The 16,805-nt window shown below is 50.8% G+C and carries 13 protein-coding genes; 11 read left to right on the top strand and 2 right to left on the bottom strand.

Features of this window, described 5'->3' with window-relative positions; all coding sequences use genetic code 11:
• The first annotated feature begins 3 nt into the window (after window positions 1-3).
• The 9 genes from IV04_RS20770 (at window position 4) to IV04_RS20730 (ending at window position 11,322) form a co-directional block, all read left to right on the top strand.
• The gene (locus IV04_RS20770) at window positions 4-534 is read left to right on the top strand and encodes a fimbrial protein (protein ID WP_037395217.1); all 531 of its coding nucleotides are present in this window, start codon (window positions 4-6) and stop codon (window positions 532-534) included.
• Between the two features lie 79 nt (window positions 535-613).
• Window positions 614-1,441: a hypothetical protein gene (locus IV04_RS20765; protein ID WP_037395162.1), complete on the top strand. Its 828-nt coding sequence runs from the start codon at window positions 614-616 to the stop codon at window positions 1,439-1,441.
• A 442-nt stretch (window positions 1,442-1,883) separates the two neighbouring features.
• Window positions 1,884-3,284, top strand: a complete 1,401-nt coding sequence (locus tag IV04_RS20760; RefSeq protein ID WP_037395159.1) for a glutamate decarboxylase — start codon at window positions 1,884-1,886, stop codon at window positions 3,282-3,284.
• A gap of 101 nt (window positions 3,285-3,385) precedes the next feature.
• Window positions 3,386-4,888, top strand: a complete 1,503-nt coding sequence (gene gadC, locus IV04_RS20755) for a putative glutamine/gamma-aminobutyrate antiporter GadC (protein WP_051916913.1) — start codon at window positions 3,386-3,388, stop codon at window positions 4,886-4,888.
• 94 nt (window positions 4,889-4,982) lie between these two features.
• Window positions 4,983-6,446 carry an amidohydrolase family protein gene (locus IV04_RS20750; protein WP_037395156.1) on the top strand — a complete coding sequence of 488 codons (1,464 nt, stop codon included), beginning with the start codon at window positions 4,983-4,985 and terminating at the stop codon, window positions 6,444-6,446.
• Between the two features lie 59 nt (window positions 6,447-6,505).
• A complete protein-coding gene (locus IV04_RS24795) occupies window positions 6,506-6,841 on the top strand; it encodes a YtcA family lipoprotein (protein ID WP_051916911.1) in 336 nt (111 codons plus the stop codon).
• 9 nt (window positions 6,842-6,850) lie between these two features.
• Window positions 6,851-7,900, top strand: a complete 1,050-nt coding sequence (gene mdtN, locus IV04_RS20740) for a multidrug transporter subunit MdtN (protein WP_037395152.1) — start codon at window positions 6,851-6,853, stop codon at window positions 7,898-7,900.
• Window positions 7,884-9,788 (top strand): FUSC family protein, encoded by a 1,905-nt coding sequence (locus IV04_RS20735; protein ID WP_037395148.1) that lies wholly within the window; start codon window positions 7,884-7,886, stop codon window positions 9,786-9,788. Before mdtN ends, IV04_RS20735 begins: the two co-directional genes overlap by 17 nt.
• 1 nt (window position 9,789) lies before the next feature.
• Window positions 9,790-11,322 (top strand): TolC family protein, encoded by a 1,533-nt coding sequence (locus tag IV04_RS20730; RefSeq protein WP_051916909.1) that lies wholly within the window; start codon window positions 9,790-9,792, stop codon window positions 11,320-11,322.
• A gap of 177 nt (window positions 11,323-11,499) precedes the next feature.
• On the opposite strand, the gene IV04_RS20725 is transcribed toward IV04_RS20730, so the two are convergent.
• Together IV04_RS20725 and IV04_RS20720 are read right to left on the bottom strand one after the other, a co-directional pair.
• Window positions 11,500-12,873 carry an exo-beta-N-acetylmuramidase NamZ domain-containing protein gene (locus IV04_RS20725; RefSeq protein WP_037395145.1) on the bottom strand — a complete coding sequence of 458 codons (1,374 nt, stop codon included), beginning with the start codon at window positions 12,871-12,873 and terminating at the stop codon, window positions 11,500-11,502.
• 353 nt (window positions 12,874-13,226) lie between these two features.
• Window positions 13,227-14,314 (bottom strand): IS3 family transposase gene (locus tag IV04_RS20720; RefSeq protein ID WP_152562926.1). Its coding sequence is split into 2 segments (ribosomal slippage): window positions 13,227-14,062 and window positions 14,062-14,314, totalling 1,089 coding nucleotides; the frame shifts between segments, so codons are not numbered across the junction.
• Between the two features lie 30 nt (window positions 14,315-14,344).
• On the opposite strand from IV04_RS20720, the gene IV04_RS20710 reads away from it, so the two are divergent.
• Window positions 14,345-14,950, top strand: a complete 606-nt coding sequence (locus IV04_RS20710; RefSeq protein WP_081893262.1) for a glutathione S-transferase — start codon at window positions 14,345-14,347, stop codon at window positions 14,948-14,950.
• 317 nt (window positions 14,951-15,267) lie between these two features.
• Window positions 15,268-16,629 carry an NCS2 family permease gene (locus tag IV04_RS20705; protein WP_037395134.1) on the top strand — a complete coding sequence of 454 codons (1,362 nt, stop codon included), beginning with the start codon at window positions 15,268-15,270 and terminating at the stop codon, window positions 16,627-16,629.
• The last annotated feature ends 176 nt before the right edge of the window (window positions 16,630-16,805 follow it).

Below are 16,805 nucleotides of genomic sequence, written 5' to 3'. Positions count from 1 at the left end.
ATGATGCGGTTTTCAGCGCTGTTATTACCCATAATGATCGGGGTTGGCGGTTTATCTGGCCCAGCCTCGGCAGCCGACAATGTGCGCTTCAAGGGGGCATTAGTCGCAGAGCCCTGCACATTGCGCGCGGCGGATGAAAATATTACGGTCGATTTTGGTTCAATCGTTGAGAAATATCTTTATCTCAATGGTCGTACCCTGGGTGAGCCTTTGGTATTGCATCTGGATGATTGTGATATCAGCTTGGGGAATATGGTAAAGCTGACGTTCTCCGGTATTGAAAATACCAAGCTTAACGGACTGTTGGCGATATCGGGGGCGAGCCAGACCCAGGGTATTGCGATCGGTATTGAAACGCAGCAGGGTAGTCTGGTGGCACTCAATAGCGGGCGTTATAACCAGGGGTTACTTGCTGGTAATAATACGCTCAGCCTGCGGGCTTATGTGCAGGGTGAACCCGAAGCCATTATCCAGAAAAGCATTAATCCTGGCGGTTTTACCGCTAGTGCAACGTTTTTATTGGAATATGAATAATCTATTTAATACGGCTTACCTGAAATCAACGCTGTGACTGATTGACAGGCGCGGATAAGGGATAATCACAGGAGTGTTTATGAAAGCCATAAGAAATATTCTTTTGGCTGTTGCGATACTGACAGCTTTTAGCGCCCAGAGTGCAATTTATTCTTATATTACCAAAAGTGAGGGAACCCCCTCGAATGCGAAATATTGGTGGACTATCGAATATTGGGACACTAACGATTCCACACCAAATCCTTGTTATGGATGGTCACAATGTACGGCATTTATCGGCCACCGCCACAGCGATGCGGGTGAATCCGGTAATTGGGTATCGGATGGTAACGAATTTATTAATGGTATTCAGATTTACCGGACAGTCGGTGAGGTAGGGGCGGCTTTTCAGCGTAATTACTCCCTGCCACGCAGCGGCACACAGAGCCACAGTGGGCCGGCGGTCACCCAGGAGTGTGTCGGGATCTACTATAAGGCTTCGACAGGGACATCCAACGCTCTGGGTAATCCCATGATGCCCAGTAGTTTATGCGGTATTGTACCGCCGCCAGTGGGCAAGTGTGAATTTACCGAAACCAGCATTGAACTGACCCATGGGCAGATTCAGTTGAAAGATATTGAAGGGAACCAGGCTCGGCAGACTGGCTATATCCGTTGCACGCAAGATATGGACGTTGTGGTCTACGCAGCAGGATCTGGCGGGAATGGGATGGTCAACCTCAGAAGCGACGGCAGTCTGAAATCCAGGTTGACCATTGGCGGGGTGAGTGGTTCAACGGGAACGAGGGTACGTGCTTTAGCGAACATCAAGATGCCGTTGGAGTTCGTTTCCACTCTAACTAAAGTGGGTAACGTAGATGCGGGGGATTTCTTCGGTTCGGCCACGGCGATTCTGACGGTGCCATAGTCTTGCATTTTGGGCAGGGGATTGAATTTTAACGACAATCCCCTGCGTGCCAATTAATGATTTGCTGTTTTCTTTGGCATGCCGATTAATAAAACAGAAGGTTACTTACCCGTTAATTATAAATTATTAACTTTACTAAGCTTATAATATAACTGAGTTTCCCCCTCTTTTTTTGGCCTATCAGACCCTTTTTTCCTCATCTCTCCCGTAAACCGTTAACGACAATTATACCCGTCATACTTCAAGTTGCTTGGTGATATTAATAAACATTAAAAAAGCTAATTTATTATACGGTCTATTAACTCCCTATCACTAATAGAAACCCCTATAACATATAAGTAACCGTCGGGTAGAAGCGAAAATTAAATTTTTTTCTACGCTTGTGCTGGTGATTTTATTGTTCTAGCTTTAGTTGGATCTCTATTTTTACGAGGGGTATGAAATGACTAAAAAAGCTACAGAGAAATATCGGGCGGAGTTTTTGGACTCTCGTTTTGGTTCTGAAGCCATTCGTAATCGGGTAGAAAATAAACATTTCCCGCAAGAGGAAATGCGTGAAGATATTGCTTTCCAGATCATTAATGATGAACTCCTGCTGGATGGCAATGCGCGGCAAAATCTGGCTACGTTTTGCCAGACGTGGGATGACGATAATGTCCATAAACTGATGGATCTCTCAATCAATAAGAATTGGATAGATAAAGAAGAATATCCCCAGTCTGCCGCTATAGACATGCGCTGTGTGAACATGATGGCCGATTTATGGAATGCCCCTAAGCAACAAAATGGTCAGGCGGTGGGTACCAATACCATCGGCTCTTCGGAGGCCTGCATGCTGGGTGGTATGGCAATGAAATGGCGCTGGCGCAAAAAAAGGCAAGCTGCGGGCAAGCCAACGGATAAACCGAATTTTGTCTGTGGCCCTGTGCAGGTGTGTTGGCATAAATTCGCCCGTTATTGGGATGTTGAAATCCGTGAAATTCAGATGGCACCGGGCCAGTTGTTTTTGGACCCTAAGCGTATGGTTGAAGCCTGTGATGAGAACACGATTGGCGTCGTGCCGACTTTTGGGGTGACCTATACCGGTAATTATGAATTCCCGCAGGAACTGAGTGACGCACTTGACCAACTTTATCAAGATACCGGCCTGGATATTGATATCCATGTTGATGCTGCCAGCGGTGGCTTTCTGGCGCCGTTTGTCGCCCCCGAGATTGTTTGGGATTTCCGTTTGCCACGCGTTAAATCCATCAGTACATCGGGTCACAAGTTCGGGTTGGCGCCGTTAGGTTGCGGTTGGGTGATTTGGCGTGATGCTGCAGCCTTACCGGAAGAACTGGTCTTTAATGTTGATTATCTTGGTGGGCAGGTCGGGACGTTTGCGATCAACTTCTCTCGCCCGGCTGGGCAAGTGATTTCTCAGTACTATGAATTTTTGCGTCTGGGCCGGGAAGGGTACACCAAGGTACATACAGCTTCTTATCAGGTGGCGCAATATCTGGCTAACGCGCTGGCGCCATTGGGGCCCTATGAGTTTTATTGCAAAGGTTTACCGACGGAAGGGATCCCAGCGGTCTGTTTTCGCATCAGAGAAGGGGAAAATCCAGGTTATACGCTCTATGACCTGTCTGAGCGGTTGCGTCTACGTGGCTGGCAGGTTCCCGCCTTTGCACTCAGCGGGGGTATGTCGGATGTCACAGTGATGCGTATCATGTGCCGTCGCGGCTTTGAGATAGATTTTGCCGATTTGTTTTTAGACGACGTTAAATCTGCATTGAAGTACTTGAGTGAGCATCCATCTCTTGGCGGGGAGGCAGGGCAGAATAGTTTTAATCATACCTAAACCGGCTGGCGATTTTTATTCTGATTCTTAACCTTTATATCTTGAAGTATGAAGGGTATAAACCAAGGCGGCATTATGCCGCCCAATCAGGTGGATAAATTATGTCAAATAATGTCTCCGGTATTGGAACGGCTAAAACGGCAGTTCCAGTAAAAAAACTGGGTATTACTACGTTGGCGATTATGAATATCGTCGCTGTCGTTAGCTTAAGGGGATTGCCCGCTGAGGCTGAATATGGCTTGGGTTCAATCTTTTATTATTTATTTGCAGCGGTATTTTTTTTGATTCCAGTCTCACTGGTGGCCGCAGAATTAGCCACCGGCTGGCCTGAAAAAGGGGGCGTATTTCGTTGGGTTGGTGAAGCATTTGGCCCACGCTTAGCGTTTCTGGCCATGTTTATGTTGTGGATCGAGGTCACCGTGTGGTTCCCAACCGCACTGACCTTTGCTGCGGTATCACTGGCTTTTGTCGGGCCCGAGCAACGCTGGGATGAGGCCCTGTCCGCTAACAAATTCTTTGTGTTGGGCATTGTGCTGTTTATTTATTGGTTAGCCACCTTTATTGCCTTTAAAGGGGTTGAGACTTTCGCCAAGGTTGCCAAGTGGGGCGGAATCATCGGCACCATTATTCCAGCGGTTATTCTGATTGTGTTAGGTTTTGCTTATTTAATCGGCGGTGGAGCACCACAAATAAAATTAGACTGGAGTCAGGTGGTTCCTGATTTTACCAACTTTGATAATGTGGTGCTGGCAGCCAGTATTTTCTTGTTTTATGCGGGTATGGAGATGAATGCTATCCATGTTAAAGATGTGGATAACCCTAACAAGAACTACCCGATTGCTATTATGCTTTCTGCAGTGGGCACTGTACTTATTTTTGTATTAGGTACTCTGGCTATCGCCTTTATTATTCCACAATCTGATATCAGTCTGACTCAAAGCCTGCTGGTGGCCTATGATGCTATGTTCAAGTGGGCTCATCTGGAATGGTTGGGGCCAATCGTTGCCTTTGCTCTGGCTATTGGGGTGTTGGCCGGTGTCGTCACCTGGGTGGCTGGCCCGTCCTCCGGGCTGTTAGTTGTGGCCAAAGCGGGTTACCTGCCGCGTTGGTGGCAACACACCAATAAGAATGGCATGGCAACCCATATTCTACTGTTACAGGCGCTGCTGGTTTCCCTGTTGGCGATACTGTTTGTGGTATTACCTTCTGTACAGGCTGCGTATCAAATAATGAGTCAACTGACCGTTATCTTGTATCTGATCATGTACATGCTGATGTTCAGCTCCGCTATTTATCTGCGTTACAGCCAGCCGAAGCGTCCACGGCCATATCACATTCCCGGTGGGGCGATTGGGATGTGGTTGATTGGTGGCGCCGGGCTTATTGGCTCAATTCTGGCTTTCGTGTTCAGTTTTATTCCACCCAGCCAAATTTCGGTGGGTAGTCCAACCGAATATGTAGGGATCCTGCTGGCTACCACGCTGTTCTTTGTGGTACTGCCATTCCTGATTTATCTCGCCCGTAAACCAGACTGGCGTGATGAAAATAGCGATTTTGCGCCATTTACCTGGCAAGCAGAAAACAGTTCCCGGCCCAGATTTTAAATATTTTTCATTAAAATAAGTAGTTAAGATTAAGATTGTTCTATGCTAGAAAAAATCATCATATTCTGTGCGGTCATTAATCATGGAGAGCGTTATGCCTCATATGCCATTAATTCAGGTTCCATGCACTCATTCTGACGCTTGCCTCTGCCATAGCCCGGCCTTTGTGCGTATTAATACGGTATTTTCGCAGAAAGCGGCCCAAGCGGCCCCCATCACCCGAGCGGCGGTGGCCGCGGCTGTCCCGGGCGCCAGGACACAAAACAGAGATGCCACAGATAATGCTGCGCGAGTAATGGCTTTTATAAATATTCGCGTCTTTGATGGTGTTTCGGACAGCCTGCGGGATGGGCTGCGGGTAGTGGTGGAGGGTAACAGGATCAAGTCGGTAGAGCCCGCAGATACGCCATTGCCTCCCGATGTCGCGCTGATTGACGGTGGTGGTGGCGTATTGATGCCGGGGCTGATTGACGCACACTGGCATGCCATTATGGCTCGTCCATCGATGATGACAGCCATGACGGCGGATTTTAACTATATCCAAGCGCTGGCGATTGCGGAGGCCGATGCCACATTGATGCGGGGTTTCACTACCGTGCGTGATATGGGTGGGCCGGTTTTTGGCTTGAAACGTGCCATTGATGAGCAAGTGGCGACGGGGCCACGTATCTTCCCTTCTGGTGCCTTTATTACCCAAACCGGTGGGCATGGTGATTTTCGCTTGATTGGCGAACTGCCACATACACCATCAGACCCTCTGAGTTACGCTGAGCGTGTTGGCATGACGGCGATTGCCGACGGTGTTGACCAAGTCTTGTTGCGCGCCAGAGAGCAATTGATGCGAGGAGCATCGCAACTCAAATATATGGCTGGCGGCGGTGTGGCCTCAATGTATGACTCCATCAGCGTAACGGAAGGTTCTGTGCCTGAAATACAGGCGGCGGTTACAGCGGCTGAAAACTGGGGGACTTATGTTACCGTCCACGCCTACACGGCCAGAGCCGTCACCATGGCGATCAACGGCGGGGTTAAGTGCATTGAACACGGCCAGTTGGTGGATGAGGAAACCGTTCAGTTAATGGCAGAAAAAGGCATCTGGTGGAGCCTGCAACCCTTCCTTGATGATGAGGATGCGGTTCCTATGGCCAGCCCGGCATCACGTGCCAAGCAGCTCGAAATGGTTGCGGGTACTGATACTGCCTATATGTTGGCGAAAAAATATAACATCAAGACGGCCTGGGGCACCGATACGCTGTTCGATGCCCGGCTGGCCACCCGGCAGGGGGCGCAATTAGCCAAGCTGACCCGCTGGTATTCACCGCTTGAGGTGCTCAAGATGGCGACGAGTGTTAACGCGGAACTTTGCGCCCTCTCTGGCCCAAGGAATCCTTACCCCGGTAAGTTGGGGGTGGTGGAAAATGACGCGTTGGCCGATCTGATTCTGGTCGATGGTAATCCGCTGGATGATATTCAACTTATTGCTCAGCCGGAGAAAGCATTCCGGTTAATTATGAAAAATGGGCAAATTTTCAAGAATACATTGGGAAGCGGCCAGTAGTTGCTGTCCAGGGGGATAGACCCGGCTTTCTGGTGGGGCAGGTTAATTGAGGTTGTTCAATGAATAATATGACTTCCTTCAGGAAGCTGCGGGTTTTTTCCTTCACGTTTTTCAGTACCGCGCAACGTCACCAATGGGGTCGGCTTTGGGCTCTGCTGTTGGTGAGCGTTTTGAGCGGCTGTACGGTGGGAGAGGCTCCCTCATTTTCATTGATTGGCTCTTACTTCCCTGCCTGGATGGCTTGTGCCTTTATCGGGATAATCGCGGCGATCATGGCGCGCGTTCTGTTTATTCGTGTTGGTATTGATGAGGCGTTGCCATGGCGGCTGTTTGTGTATGTCTGTCTGGCGCTCGCTGTGGCATTCCTCTGTTCCCTATTGTTGTTTACGCGATGAATAATGCATATGAATAAACTATCAGGGAGTGGGCACCGGCGGCAGTTGGCCCTCGTGGTCGCAGGCGTCATTATCGTAGCGGCATTGATATCGGGTTGGTTTGCGGTAAGGCAGACCACCTTGAATCCGTTATCTGAAGATGCCGAGTTGGGGGCCAGTGTGGTACATATCGCCAGCTCGGTGCCTGGCCGTATTCTCACGATTAACGTTGCGGAAAACAGCAAAGTGCAGCGCGGTGATTTGCTGTTTTCTATTGAGCCGGATCTCTATCGGCTGCAGGTCGAACAGGCGCAGGCCGAGCTGAAAATAGCGGAAGCTGCCCGCGATACTCAGCAACGGACGGTGGTGGCTGAACAATCCAATGCAGCGATTACCAACGAACAGATTCTGCGAGCGCAAGCCAATCTCAAGTTGGCGACTCAGACGCTTGCCCGTTTACAACCTCTGCTGCCTAAAGGCTATGTGACCGCTCAGCAGGTTGATGATGCGATGACGGCGAAACACGATGCCGAGGTCAGCCTGAAACAGGCCTTAAAACAGTCCTCTGCTGCCGAAGCTCTGGTGAGCAGCACGGCGGCGGCTGAAGCGCTGGTGGCCGCGCGCCGCGCTGCGTTGGCTATTGCGGAACGCGCGCTGGCGAATACCCAAGTGCGTGCGCCCCATGATGGTCGTGTTGTGGGGCTGACGGTCTCCGTTGGGGAGTTTGTGGTGCCTGAGCAATCGATTTTTACCCTTATCAATACCGAGCATTGGCATGCTTCGGCGTTTTTCCGTGAAACAGAATTGAAGAATATCAAAGTGGGGGATTGCGCTACCGTGTACGCGATGGCCGACAGGCAGCGTGCCATTCAGGGGCGGGTTGAGGGGATCGGTTGGGGCGTTAGCTCGGAGGATATGTTGAATATCCCTCGTGGCCTGCCTTATGTACCAAAGTCATTAAATTGGGTGCGCGTGGTTCAGCGTTTTCCTGTGCGGATCAGTCTGGAGAAACCGCCGGAGGAGCTGATGCGTATTGGGGCGACGGCTGTCGTGATAGTGCGCAATGACGATGGTTGCTGACGGGACGTTTGGCGGCTTAATCCGCCAGGCAAAAGCCGATTTGGCCTATTTCCCAGGGCGAGTGGCCATGGCCTGGCGCGTCGCGGCCCTTTGTGCGCTGATGGCGATGGTGGCAATGGTGTATGGCATCCCGGAATCCGCGATTAGTTGCTATCTCATTATTTTCGTCATGAAGCCGGATGGTGTAGAAAGCATGGTGATGGCTACCGCCATTATCGTCTTGGTCTCGCTGGTCGTCGGGCTGGTATTTCTACTTATTCATTTCACTTTGGAAGCGGTGCCATTACGCATGGCGACGTTGATTGTCAGCTCGTTTCTGTTTCTTTATCTCGGTTCCGCCAGCAAGCTTGGCCCGGTAGGCAGTATTATTGCGCTGGTTATTGCGTTTGTGATGACGTTGCTAGGTGATATCCCAATGGGCGAGGTTGCCACGCGGGGGTTATTGTACGCTTGGTTAATGGCTGTTTCCCCGATGTTGCTGATTATTGGGTTTAACCTTTTCTTCGGACGCTCGCCTCAGACATTATTGCGAGCCAGTTTATCCGAGCGATTATTCACGGTAGCCGAGGCATTGCAGCAACCTGATGCAGCCACTCTGGCCCGTGTTGGGGAATTGTTGCAGGAAGGCCAAAGTGAGCATCAGCAGCGGGCACTTTTTGTGCGTATTTTTCATCTCCGGCCCGCAACCGAAGCCGTTTGGCTTGAAAATGCCGTAAAAAGCAGTTACCGGTTGCTGCTGGCAACGTCGGTTTTGCCTTCTGACTCACCAGAAAATGTGCGTCTTGAGCTTGCAGCATACTGCCGCGAGGCTGCGCAGGCGATTGCTGCAGGTGGCCTGGCGGTTAATCCCCGGTTTGCTAGCGAGAATAGCGGGGATGAAACCGAGGAGATAAAAAACGCGCTGATCGCATTGGCGAATGGCAATGACGAGCAAGATTTAAATGCCCCGAAATCCTCCTTCTTTGCGGCGGATGCCTTGAGCAACCCGATTCATCAGCGGTTTGCACTGAAAACCACGGCAGCGGCTCTCATTTGCTATCTGATCTACACCGCATTGGATTGGCAGGATATTCATACCGCCATGATCACTTGCTATGTTGCGGCGTTAGGGACGACCGGTGAGACCGTTCATAAACTGGTATTACGGATCATTGGTTGCCTGTTCGGGGCGCTGATGGGGGTGTTGGCGATAGCGTTTATTATCCCCCATCTGAATGATATTGGGCAATTGATGGCGCTGGTGTTTGGCTGCATTTTGTTGGCTGCTTGGGTGTCATGTGGCAACGAGCGGATCGCGTATGCCGGTGTGCAGGTCGGGCTGGCTTTCCTGCTGACGGTGCTACAAGGCTTTGGGCCGAGCACTGATATGGGCGTGGCTCTCGACAGGGTGCTCGGTATCTTGCTGGGTAATCTGGTGGTGTATGTGATTTTTACCCGGATATGGCCAGTGGCGATTGCAGACACGGTGCGCATCCATATTAGTGATGCGTTGAAGGGATTGGCAAACTTGGCCGCGTTGCCGCCCGAAGCACGGTCTGCGGCCCTAAGAGAAGCAACCACCATTGAGGCGGATATCACCCTGGCGCAGGAAGAGTTGGCGCTGGTGCCCTTTGAACCCGCACAACTGCGCCTCTCGCAGGGTGAATATGCCCGCTTGCAAGCAATACTGGATGAGATGGGGAAATTATGCCCGGTGCTGTTTTTACCTACTGAAAAATCTGCGTCAGATGCAGAGCAACTGCGTCGACTTTCGGCAGACGATAACGCCATCGTCTTACCTAATGAGCTGCGACAGCATAGTGCCTCATTACGGTCAGGGTTATCACCGATTGATATTACTATTCAAGAACGTATAAAGCGGCTTAGGGAACTTCTGGGAATTGAATGATATGACGATGCACGCTGTCCTGATGGCTCGAATAGCCAAAATCAGCCTGACTTGCTCGGTATTGAGTTTGCTGCTCACCGGCTGTGCTACGGATCGTTTGGATCTTGCGCCTGCATCTTATACCGAACCCTGGACGCCGGATGTGAAGACCGGGGCTGCCGTAGGGAGTGGCAACTTTTCTGTACCGCCAAACCCCATGGTGGCGGAATTGACGCCGCCCCCCACCATCAAAAGCGATCGCGCTTATTCGTTACCAGAGCTGATTGATATCGCCCAAAGCCAGAATCCTGATACCCGTATTGCCTGGCAGCAGGCACGGCAAGCGGCTCTGGCGGTTGGAATGGGGGAGGCGGTATTTTTACCGATAATTTCAGCGAGCGTGATTGGTGGCTACCAAAGTACAACCACGCCGTTGCCTTATGCGCTCGGCAACCAAAAGGATCTGACAACCACCGGCAGTGCGGTTGTTCCTGCTCTGGCATTGCAGTGGCTTATCTTTGATTTTGGGCAACGTAGCGCATTGCTTGATGCCGCTGAAAAGAGCTCCTATGCCGCCAATGTCAGCTTTAATGGCATGCACCAGAAGCTGATTTATGATGTCACTCGTACTTATTTCCAATATGGTGCCGCGCTGGTTCAGAGCCAAATAGCGGAGCAGACGCTGAAGAATAGCCTGAAGATTCAGGATGCTGCAGAACAACGCCGCAAGAATGGGATTGCGACGGTAGTAGAGGTGGCGCTGGCACGACAGCAAGTCGCTCAGTCTGAGCTGCGCCGCGTAGTGGCTAAGGGAACTGAACGTGATGCCTATCAGGCATTACTGGGTGCAATGGGGGTGAGTCCTTCATTGGCGATAACAGTTGGTTATGCTGAGGATCGTGCGTTACCGGATGCTGCCAGCCCGCCAACGGAAAAGATGATTCGGCTGGCGCTTTCCCAGCGGCCAGATGTGTTAGCCAGCTATGCGGCCGCCGAAGCCGCCAAGGCCGGTATCAAAGCGGCTGAGGCCGACTTCTTGCCGAAAGTCTATCTTGCCGGAGCTATTGCGGGTGGCGATGGGCGCTTCGATATTCAAGGTTTGCCGGGAATCAGCCAGCAAACTTCATCCTCCAGTATTCTGGTTGGTGTCAGTGTTCCTCTTTATGAGGGGGGAATCCGTGCTGCCAGAGTTAAAGAGGCTGAATCTCGCGCGGCAGTTGCTGCTGAAGGCTTTAAGAAAACGAAAGAGTTGGCCGTGCGTGAAATTGTGGTTGCGGCGGATACCCTGCGTTCTGCACTTGAATCCAATCAGGCGGCGTTAAATCTCGTGAAAACGTCGTTTATTGCCTACGACGCCGCGCTGGAGTCTTATCGCAATGGTGTCGGTACCATAACGGTGGCCAACGAGGCTGCCAATGGGCTGTTGAATGCACAACAAATGAGTGCGGACGCGCATGCCGCTGCTTTAGTCGCGGCAGCCAATCTGGCGTTCGTGATGGGTAAAATGACCAATGCCCCTGAACTGTCGGGAGCCATTCAGGCAGTGAAAGAATGAATGCTATACCCAAAATAATTCGAGTTGCTTGCAGCGGCCTCGAAGGGGCGAGGCCCAGTATGGGCCGAGTAACGCAGCCAACACCCAAGCAACTTGAAGTATGACGGGTATATAGGGGCTGCAACAGCCCCTTTGATGATCGGTGATAATGGCAAACTGCAGGCCAATTACCAAAAATTAAATCCCATCTTTATAGAGCGTATATTTCTGACGCATAGCCTTATAAGCCTGTAAATCAGGTTGCCAGCCAGCCTCTATTTGCTGGATGGTTTCTTCTTCCGTGAGGTTATTCTCGCTGGCAGCTTTTAATTCCTCCAGAAATGATTTGCTCCCCACCAGTTTTGCCAGCCACGCAGGGCGTACCACATAATAACGATCCGCGTTTTGCAGATATTTGCTCTCTTGGTCATAGCCTACATAGGTTTGGTAGCCATATTTCTCCATGTTGAACCACCACTGCACAAATGGCTGAATTGAGGGCTTTCTCTGTTGAGGCGAAACTCCGGTGACTTCTTGGCGATAGCTCTGCCCCCAGACATATTGCCCACCCTGTGGCCAACCTAATGCCGTTATCCCTGAGCTAATCTGATATTCGGTATTGATATAAAATTGGTTATCCGGATACCCCGTTTGCTCATGCGGATAGTCAGATCCGCGCCCCATATTTACGCTGGTGGCTTCAAACAGCGCTAATGAAGGATACATACGGATAGCCATGTCGGTTCTTAAATTAGGTGATGGGGGTTTAGGCAATGAATAAGGCGTGGCATGGGTATAATTCTTCATGGCAATCACATGTAGCTGGCCAGCAGGAAGACGATATTCTGGCAGGCCAAACAAATCCCAACGGTTATCCGCATTGTCGACACCTTTCAGCCACCCTTGGCCGACAATCATCTGCGCGAATTCACCAGAAGTTAAACCATGAGCCATAGGAACCGGGGCGATGCCGATATTGGAGACATTCTCCTGCTCCAGTAACGGGCCATAAATAGAGTCCCCATTAGGGTTGGGACGATCAAATACCATAAACTCTTTGCCATAGGCCTGAATGCTTTCCATCATCCACTGCATTGAGATGGTATAGGTGAAGAACCGCACCCCGACATCCTGCAGATCAAAAATCACCACATCGACGTTGGCTAATTTTTCTTCGGAAGGGTGAGCTAATCGTTTACCATTCGCATCATTGCCGTACAGCGACCAGACCTGCAGGCCAGTTGCGGGGTCGATATAATCTTTATCGCCAAATCCAGCTTCTTCATTGCCCCGTAGTCCATGTTCTACCGAGAAAAGTGTGGTGACGGTAAAATTATATTGAGCCTGCAATGCAATTAATTTCTCGATCGCATGCTGCCCTGATGAATCAATCGAGCTTTGATTAACCATCAACCCCACCCGTTTACCCGATAACAACGGGCCATAAACTTCGGGCCGATCAATACCCAGCACGAGCGCATTATTTTCCGCTGGGGTGGCGAGCGTTTGTGAGTCATTACAGCCGTTGAGTAAAAAAATCGACATGAGTAAGGTCAGTAATATCTTTTTCATAAATATAAACTAATCGTCCTATTTGTATGGCGGCTATGTGGCCGCACCGAAAATGATGTTAAGACCAAGAGATTACGCTGTACTGAATATATATACAAGAAACCTCAGGGTTCAGCGTTATCACATCCGGCCGATATCACTAATTTGGGGCTATGAATCTGAAGGAAATATATATCTAAAATAATTCGAGTGGCTTGTAGTCGATGGTGCGCAGCCAACATCCACGCGGCCCTGGGTACTTCTTACCACCCGCTGTCCACCGTACAACGAGAAATAGAAAACCTGGAAATTCGGCTTAATCCTAATCCGGCAAACGGTAATCCCCCCCTTTTTAACGGAGGTGATAAGTAGGATCAGGTCATACGTTGAATATGCTGCATTGGTGTAAAGCCATTTAACGCCATATTCGGTCTTTCGTGATTATAAAACCATTGCCACTGAGTGGCATAGTCCTGTAATTCATCCAGTGATGTAAACAGGTGTTGCCCCAGCCAGTCATAACGCACCGTCCGGTTATATCGCTCAATATAGGCATTCTGCTGAGGTTTGCCGGGCTGAATAAAACGAAGGGCTATCTTCTGCTGAACTGCCCATGACGTCAGTATTTTGCCTGTATATTCTGGCCCGTTATCACACCGTATAGCTGTCGGTTTTCCTTTCCATTCGATGAGCCGTTCCAATGTTCGCACAACCCGATTCGCTGGTAGAGAAAAATCGACCTCTATTGCCAGTGCCTCACGGTTAAAATCATCGATAACATTCAGCAGACGGACTGAGCGACCATCCGATAGCTGATCATGCATGAAGTCCATCGACCAGCATTCGTTGCTGCTTTCAGGCACCGCCAACGGTTCAGGTTTATCCCGCTTCAGTCGCTTTTTCGGCTTTATTCGCATATTCAGCGACAACTCGCAGTAAATTCGGTACACCCTCTTAGGGTTGAACCGGAAGCCTTTTACGTTGCGCAGGTATAAAAAACACAGGCCAAATCCCCAGTTGCGCTGACTGTCAGTGATGCGGAGCAGCCAGTCAGCAATGAGGTCATTTTCTGCATTCAGTTGAGGCTGATAGCGATAGCAACTTTCGCTGACCACAAACAGCTTACAGGCAAAACGCACGCTGACGTTTCGGCTTCTGACCGCGTGCTGTGCCATCCGCTTTCGACGCGATGGCGTCACCACTTTTTTGCCATGGCCTCCTGAATGATTTCGGCTTTGAGCCGCTCTTCGGCATACATCTTTTTGAGACGACGATTTTCGTCTTCCAGCTCTTTCAGACGGGCCATCATGGAGGCATCCATCCCGCCAAAACGTGAACGCCACTTATAGAAACTGGCATTGCTCATGCCATACTCGCGGCACAGTTCAGCCACCGGCGTTCCGGCCTCGGCAAGCTTTAGGATGGACATGATCTGGCTGTCAGTAAAACGTGATTTTTTCATAGAGATCTCCCCGGTTCAGATTACGAGAGAATTCTACTTATAAACACACCGATTTTTCGGGGGGATTACCAAACCACCCTGCTGGCACCGCCAGAACTGAAAAAAATCCACCCGTTAGGGAAATCTCCGGTGATTGTCGATGGCGACCTGGCGTTGGCGGAATCTGGCGCAATTATTGAATATCTGCAGGAAGTCTATGATGAGAAAGGGCATTTTAAACCCAACGATTTTCATGCTCGTCAGCAGTATCGTTACTGGCTGCATTATGCCGAAGGTTCGCTGATGCCGTTGCTGGTGATGAAGTTGGTGTTCAGCCGTTTGGGGCATCCGCCGATCCCATGGCTGATTCGCCCAGTGGCGGGGGTGATCGGCAAAGGGGTGCAAAAGGAATATCTGGATAAACAGATCGCCACCCACCGTATTTATCTGGAACAGCACTTAAACCACAATCCCTGGTTTGCCGGTAATCAGTTCAGCGCTGCGGATATTCAGATGAGTTTTCCGCTGGAAGCAATGGCGGCACGCGGCGGGCTGGAGGGATGCCCGAACTTACAGGGCTATCTGCAACGTGTTCACGCCCGACCAGCCTATCAACGGGCGCTACAACAGGGTGGGCCGTTGAACATCCTTGGGTGAACACCCGATACCTTTTCATCCAGATTGTCGCGATCTTTAGTTGATCAGACAGTACGGAAGGCTAGATAATCGTTTGCCTCAAATCGCGCCTGCATATTTCAAGCCATGGGTTTGTTGGCTTTACGTGAGATCTGCAGGCAAAAAGTACTATCAGTCAGCCACTTCATGCAATAAGAGTTAAACGTTTGCTTTTTTACAGGGCGTCTTCGCTGGCGTTGGCGGCGAACGTGACGGAAACGGTTTCGTAATAACCATGTATGAGTGGAATAACAAACCATAATTATACCAGATGTCAATGAAACACAGGGGATAGCAACATGTCGAATTCTCAAGCGAACCACGCCGCGAAACCTAAAGGCGGGCTTGATGCGTATTTTAAACTGTCAGCACGTGGCACCAACGTGCGTCAGGAGGTGGTGGCGGGGTTAACCACTTTCCTGGCGATGGTCTATTCGGTGATTGTGGTGCCAAGCATGTTGGGCAAGGCAGGCTTCCCGCCAACCGCCGTGTTTGTTGCCACTTGTCTGGTCGCGGGGTTAGGCTCTTTGCTGATGGGGCTATGGGCTAATCTGCCAATGGCGATTGGTTGCGCGATCTCTCTGACGGCATTTACCGCCTTTAGCCTGGTGTTGGGCCAGCACATCAGCATTCCGGTGGCGTTGGGAGCGGTATTCCTGATGGGGGTACTGTTCACCATTATTTCTGTGACCGGCATTCGTTCCTGGATCCTGCGTAATTTGCCGATGGGTGTTGCACATGGTACCGGGATTGGGATCGGCCTGTTCTTGCTGTTGATCGCTGCCAACGGTGTCGGTCTGGTGGTGAAGAACCCGCTGGATGGTCTGCCGGTGGCGTTGGGGGCATTCACCTCTTTCCCGGTGGTGATGACGTTGCTGGGGCTGGCGGTGATCTTCGGTCTGGAAAAGCTGCGCGTGCCGGGTGGCATTCTGCTGGTGATTATTGCCATCTCTGTGATCGGCCTGATTTTTGACCCGGCGGTGAAGTACCAAGGGCTGTTCGCCATGCCGAGCTTGGCAGATGCTGACGGTAAATCTCTGATTTTCAGCCTGGATATTATGGGCGCTTTACAGCCCGTTGTGCTGCCGAGCGTGCTGGCACTGGTGATGACTGCGGTGTTTGATGCCACTGGCACCATCCGTGCGGTAGCCGGGCAAGCGAACCTGTTGGATAAAGACGGCCAAATCATCAATGGTGGCAAGGCGCTGACGTCAGATTCCCTGAGCAGCATTTTCTCCGGGCTGGTTGGGGCTGCGCCTGCGGCGGTGTATATCGAATCTGCCGCCGGTACGGCAGCAGGCGGTAAAACCGGCCTGACGGCCACCGTGGTTGGCATCTTGTTCCTGCTGATCCTGTTCCTGTCACCGTTATCCTATCTGGTGCCGGTGTATGCTACCGCGCCCGCGCTGATGTACGTGGGTTTGCTGATGCTGAGCAATGTCACCAAGCTGGATTTCAACGATTTCGTTGATGCTATGGCGGGTTTACTGTGTGCGGTGTTTATCGTGCTGACCTGTAACATCGTAACCGGCATTATGCTGGGCTTCAGTTCTCTGGTGATTGGCCGTATCTTCTCGGGCGAGTGGCGCAAACTGAACCTCGGTACCGTGCTGATTGCTATTGCGCTGGTTGCGTTCTACGCTGGTGGCTGGGCTATTTAATCATTTTGTTTGCCCTCTCTTGCGGGAGAGGGCATGTTCGATGTTTCCCCTTCAGATACTTCTCCTTCTTTGCTGTTCTTTGTTTTAAAAGGCCTAACACGCTTTTCCTGCTGCGAAAAAGTGATCTATTATTCGGCATACTTTGGCAGAGAACCTGGGTATAGAGCCTAAGGAAA

Origin of the sequence: Serratia sp. Ag1 (assembly GCF_000743355.1) — a bacterium.
Classification (GTDB): domain Bacteria; phylum Pseudomonadota; class Gammaproteobacteria; order Enterobacterales; family Enterobacteriaceae; genus Chania.
Note: the sequence above shows the minus strand (reverse complement) of the source record. Positions and strands in the feature narration are given on the sequence as shown.

Bases quoted from the DNA above. Each gene is read 5' to 3' on its own strand.
- IV04_RS20705 (WP_037395134.1), top strand. From the start codon at position 15,268: ATGTCGAATTCTCAAGCGAACCACGCCGCGAAACCTAAAGGCGGGCTT.
- IV04_RS20760 (WP_037395159.1), top strand. From the start codon at position 1,884: ATGACTAAAAAAGCTACAGAGAAATATCGGGCGGAGTTTTTGGACTCT.
- IV04_RS20770 (WP_037395217.1), top strand. From the start codon at position 4: ATGCGGTTTTCAGCGCTGTTATTACCCATAATGATCGGGGTTGGCGGT.
- gadC (WP_051916913.1), top strand. From the start codon at position 3,386: ATGTCAAATAATGTCTCCGGTATTGGAACGGCTAAAACGGCAGTTCCA.
- IV04_RS20725 (WP_037395145.1), bottom strand. From the start codon at position 12,873: ATGAAAAAGATATTACTGACCTTACTCATGTCGATTTTTTTACTCAAC.
- IV04_RS24795 (WP_051916911.1), top strand. From the start codon at position 6,506: ATGAATAATATGACTTCCTTCAGGAAGCTGCGGGTTTTTTCCTTCACG.
- mdtN (WP_037395152.1), top strand. From the start codon at position 6,851: ATGAATAAACTATCAGGGAGTGGGCACCGGCGGCAGTTGGCCCTCGTG.
- IV04_RS20750 (WP_037395156.1), top strand. From the start codon at position 4,983: ATGCCTCATATGCCATTAATTCAGGTTCCATGCACTCATTCTGACGCT.
- IV04_RS20765 (WP_037395162.1), top strand. From the start codon at position 614: ATGAAAGCCATAAGAAATATTCTTTTGGCTGTTGCGATACTGACAGCT.
- IV04_RS20730 (WP_051916909.1), top strand. From the start codon at position 9,790: ATGACGATGCACGCTGTCCTGATGGCTCGAATAGCCAAAATCAGCCTG.
- IV04_RS20735 (WP_037395148.1), top strand. From the start codon at position 7,884: ATGACGATGGTTGCTGACGGGACGTTTGGCGGCTTAATCCGCCAGGCA.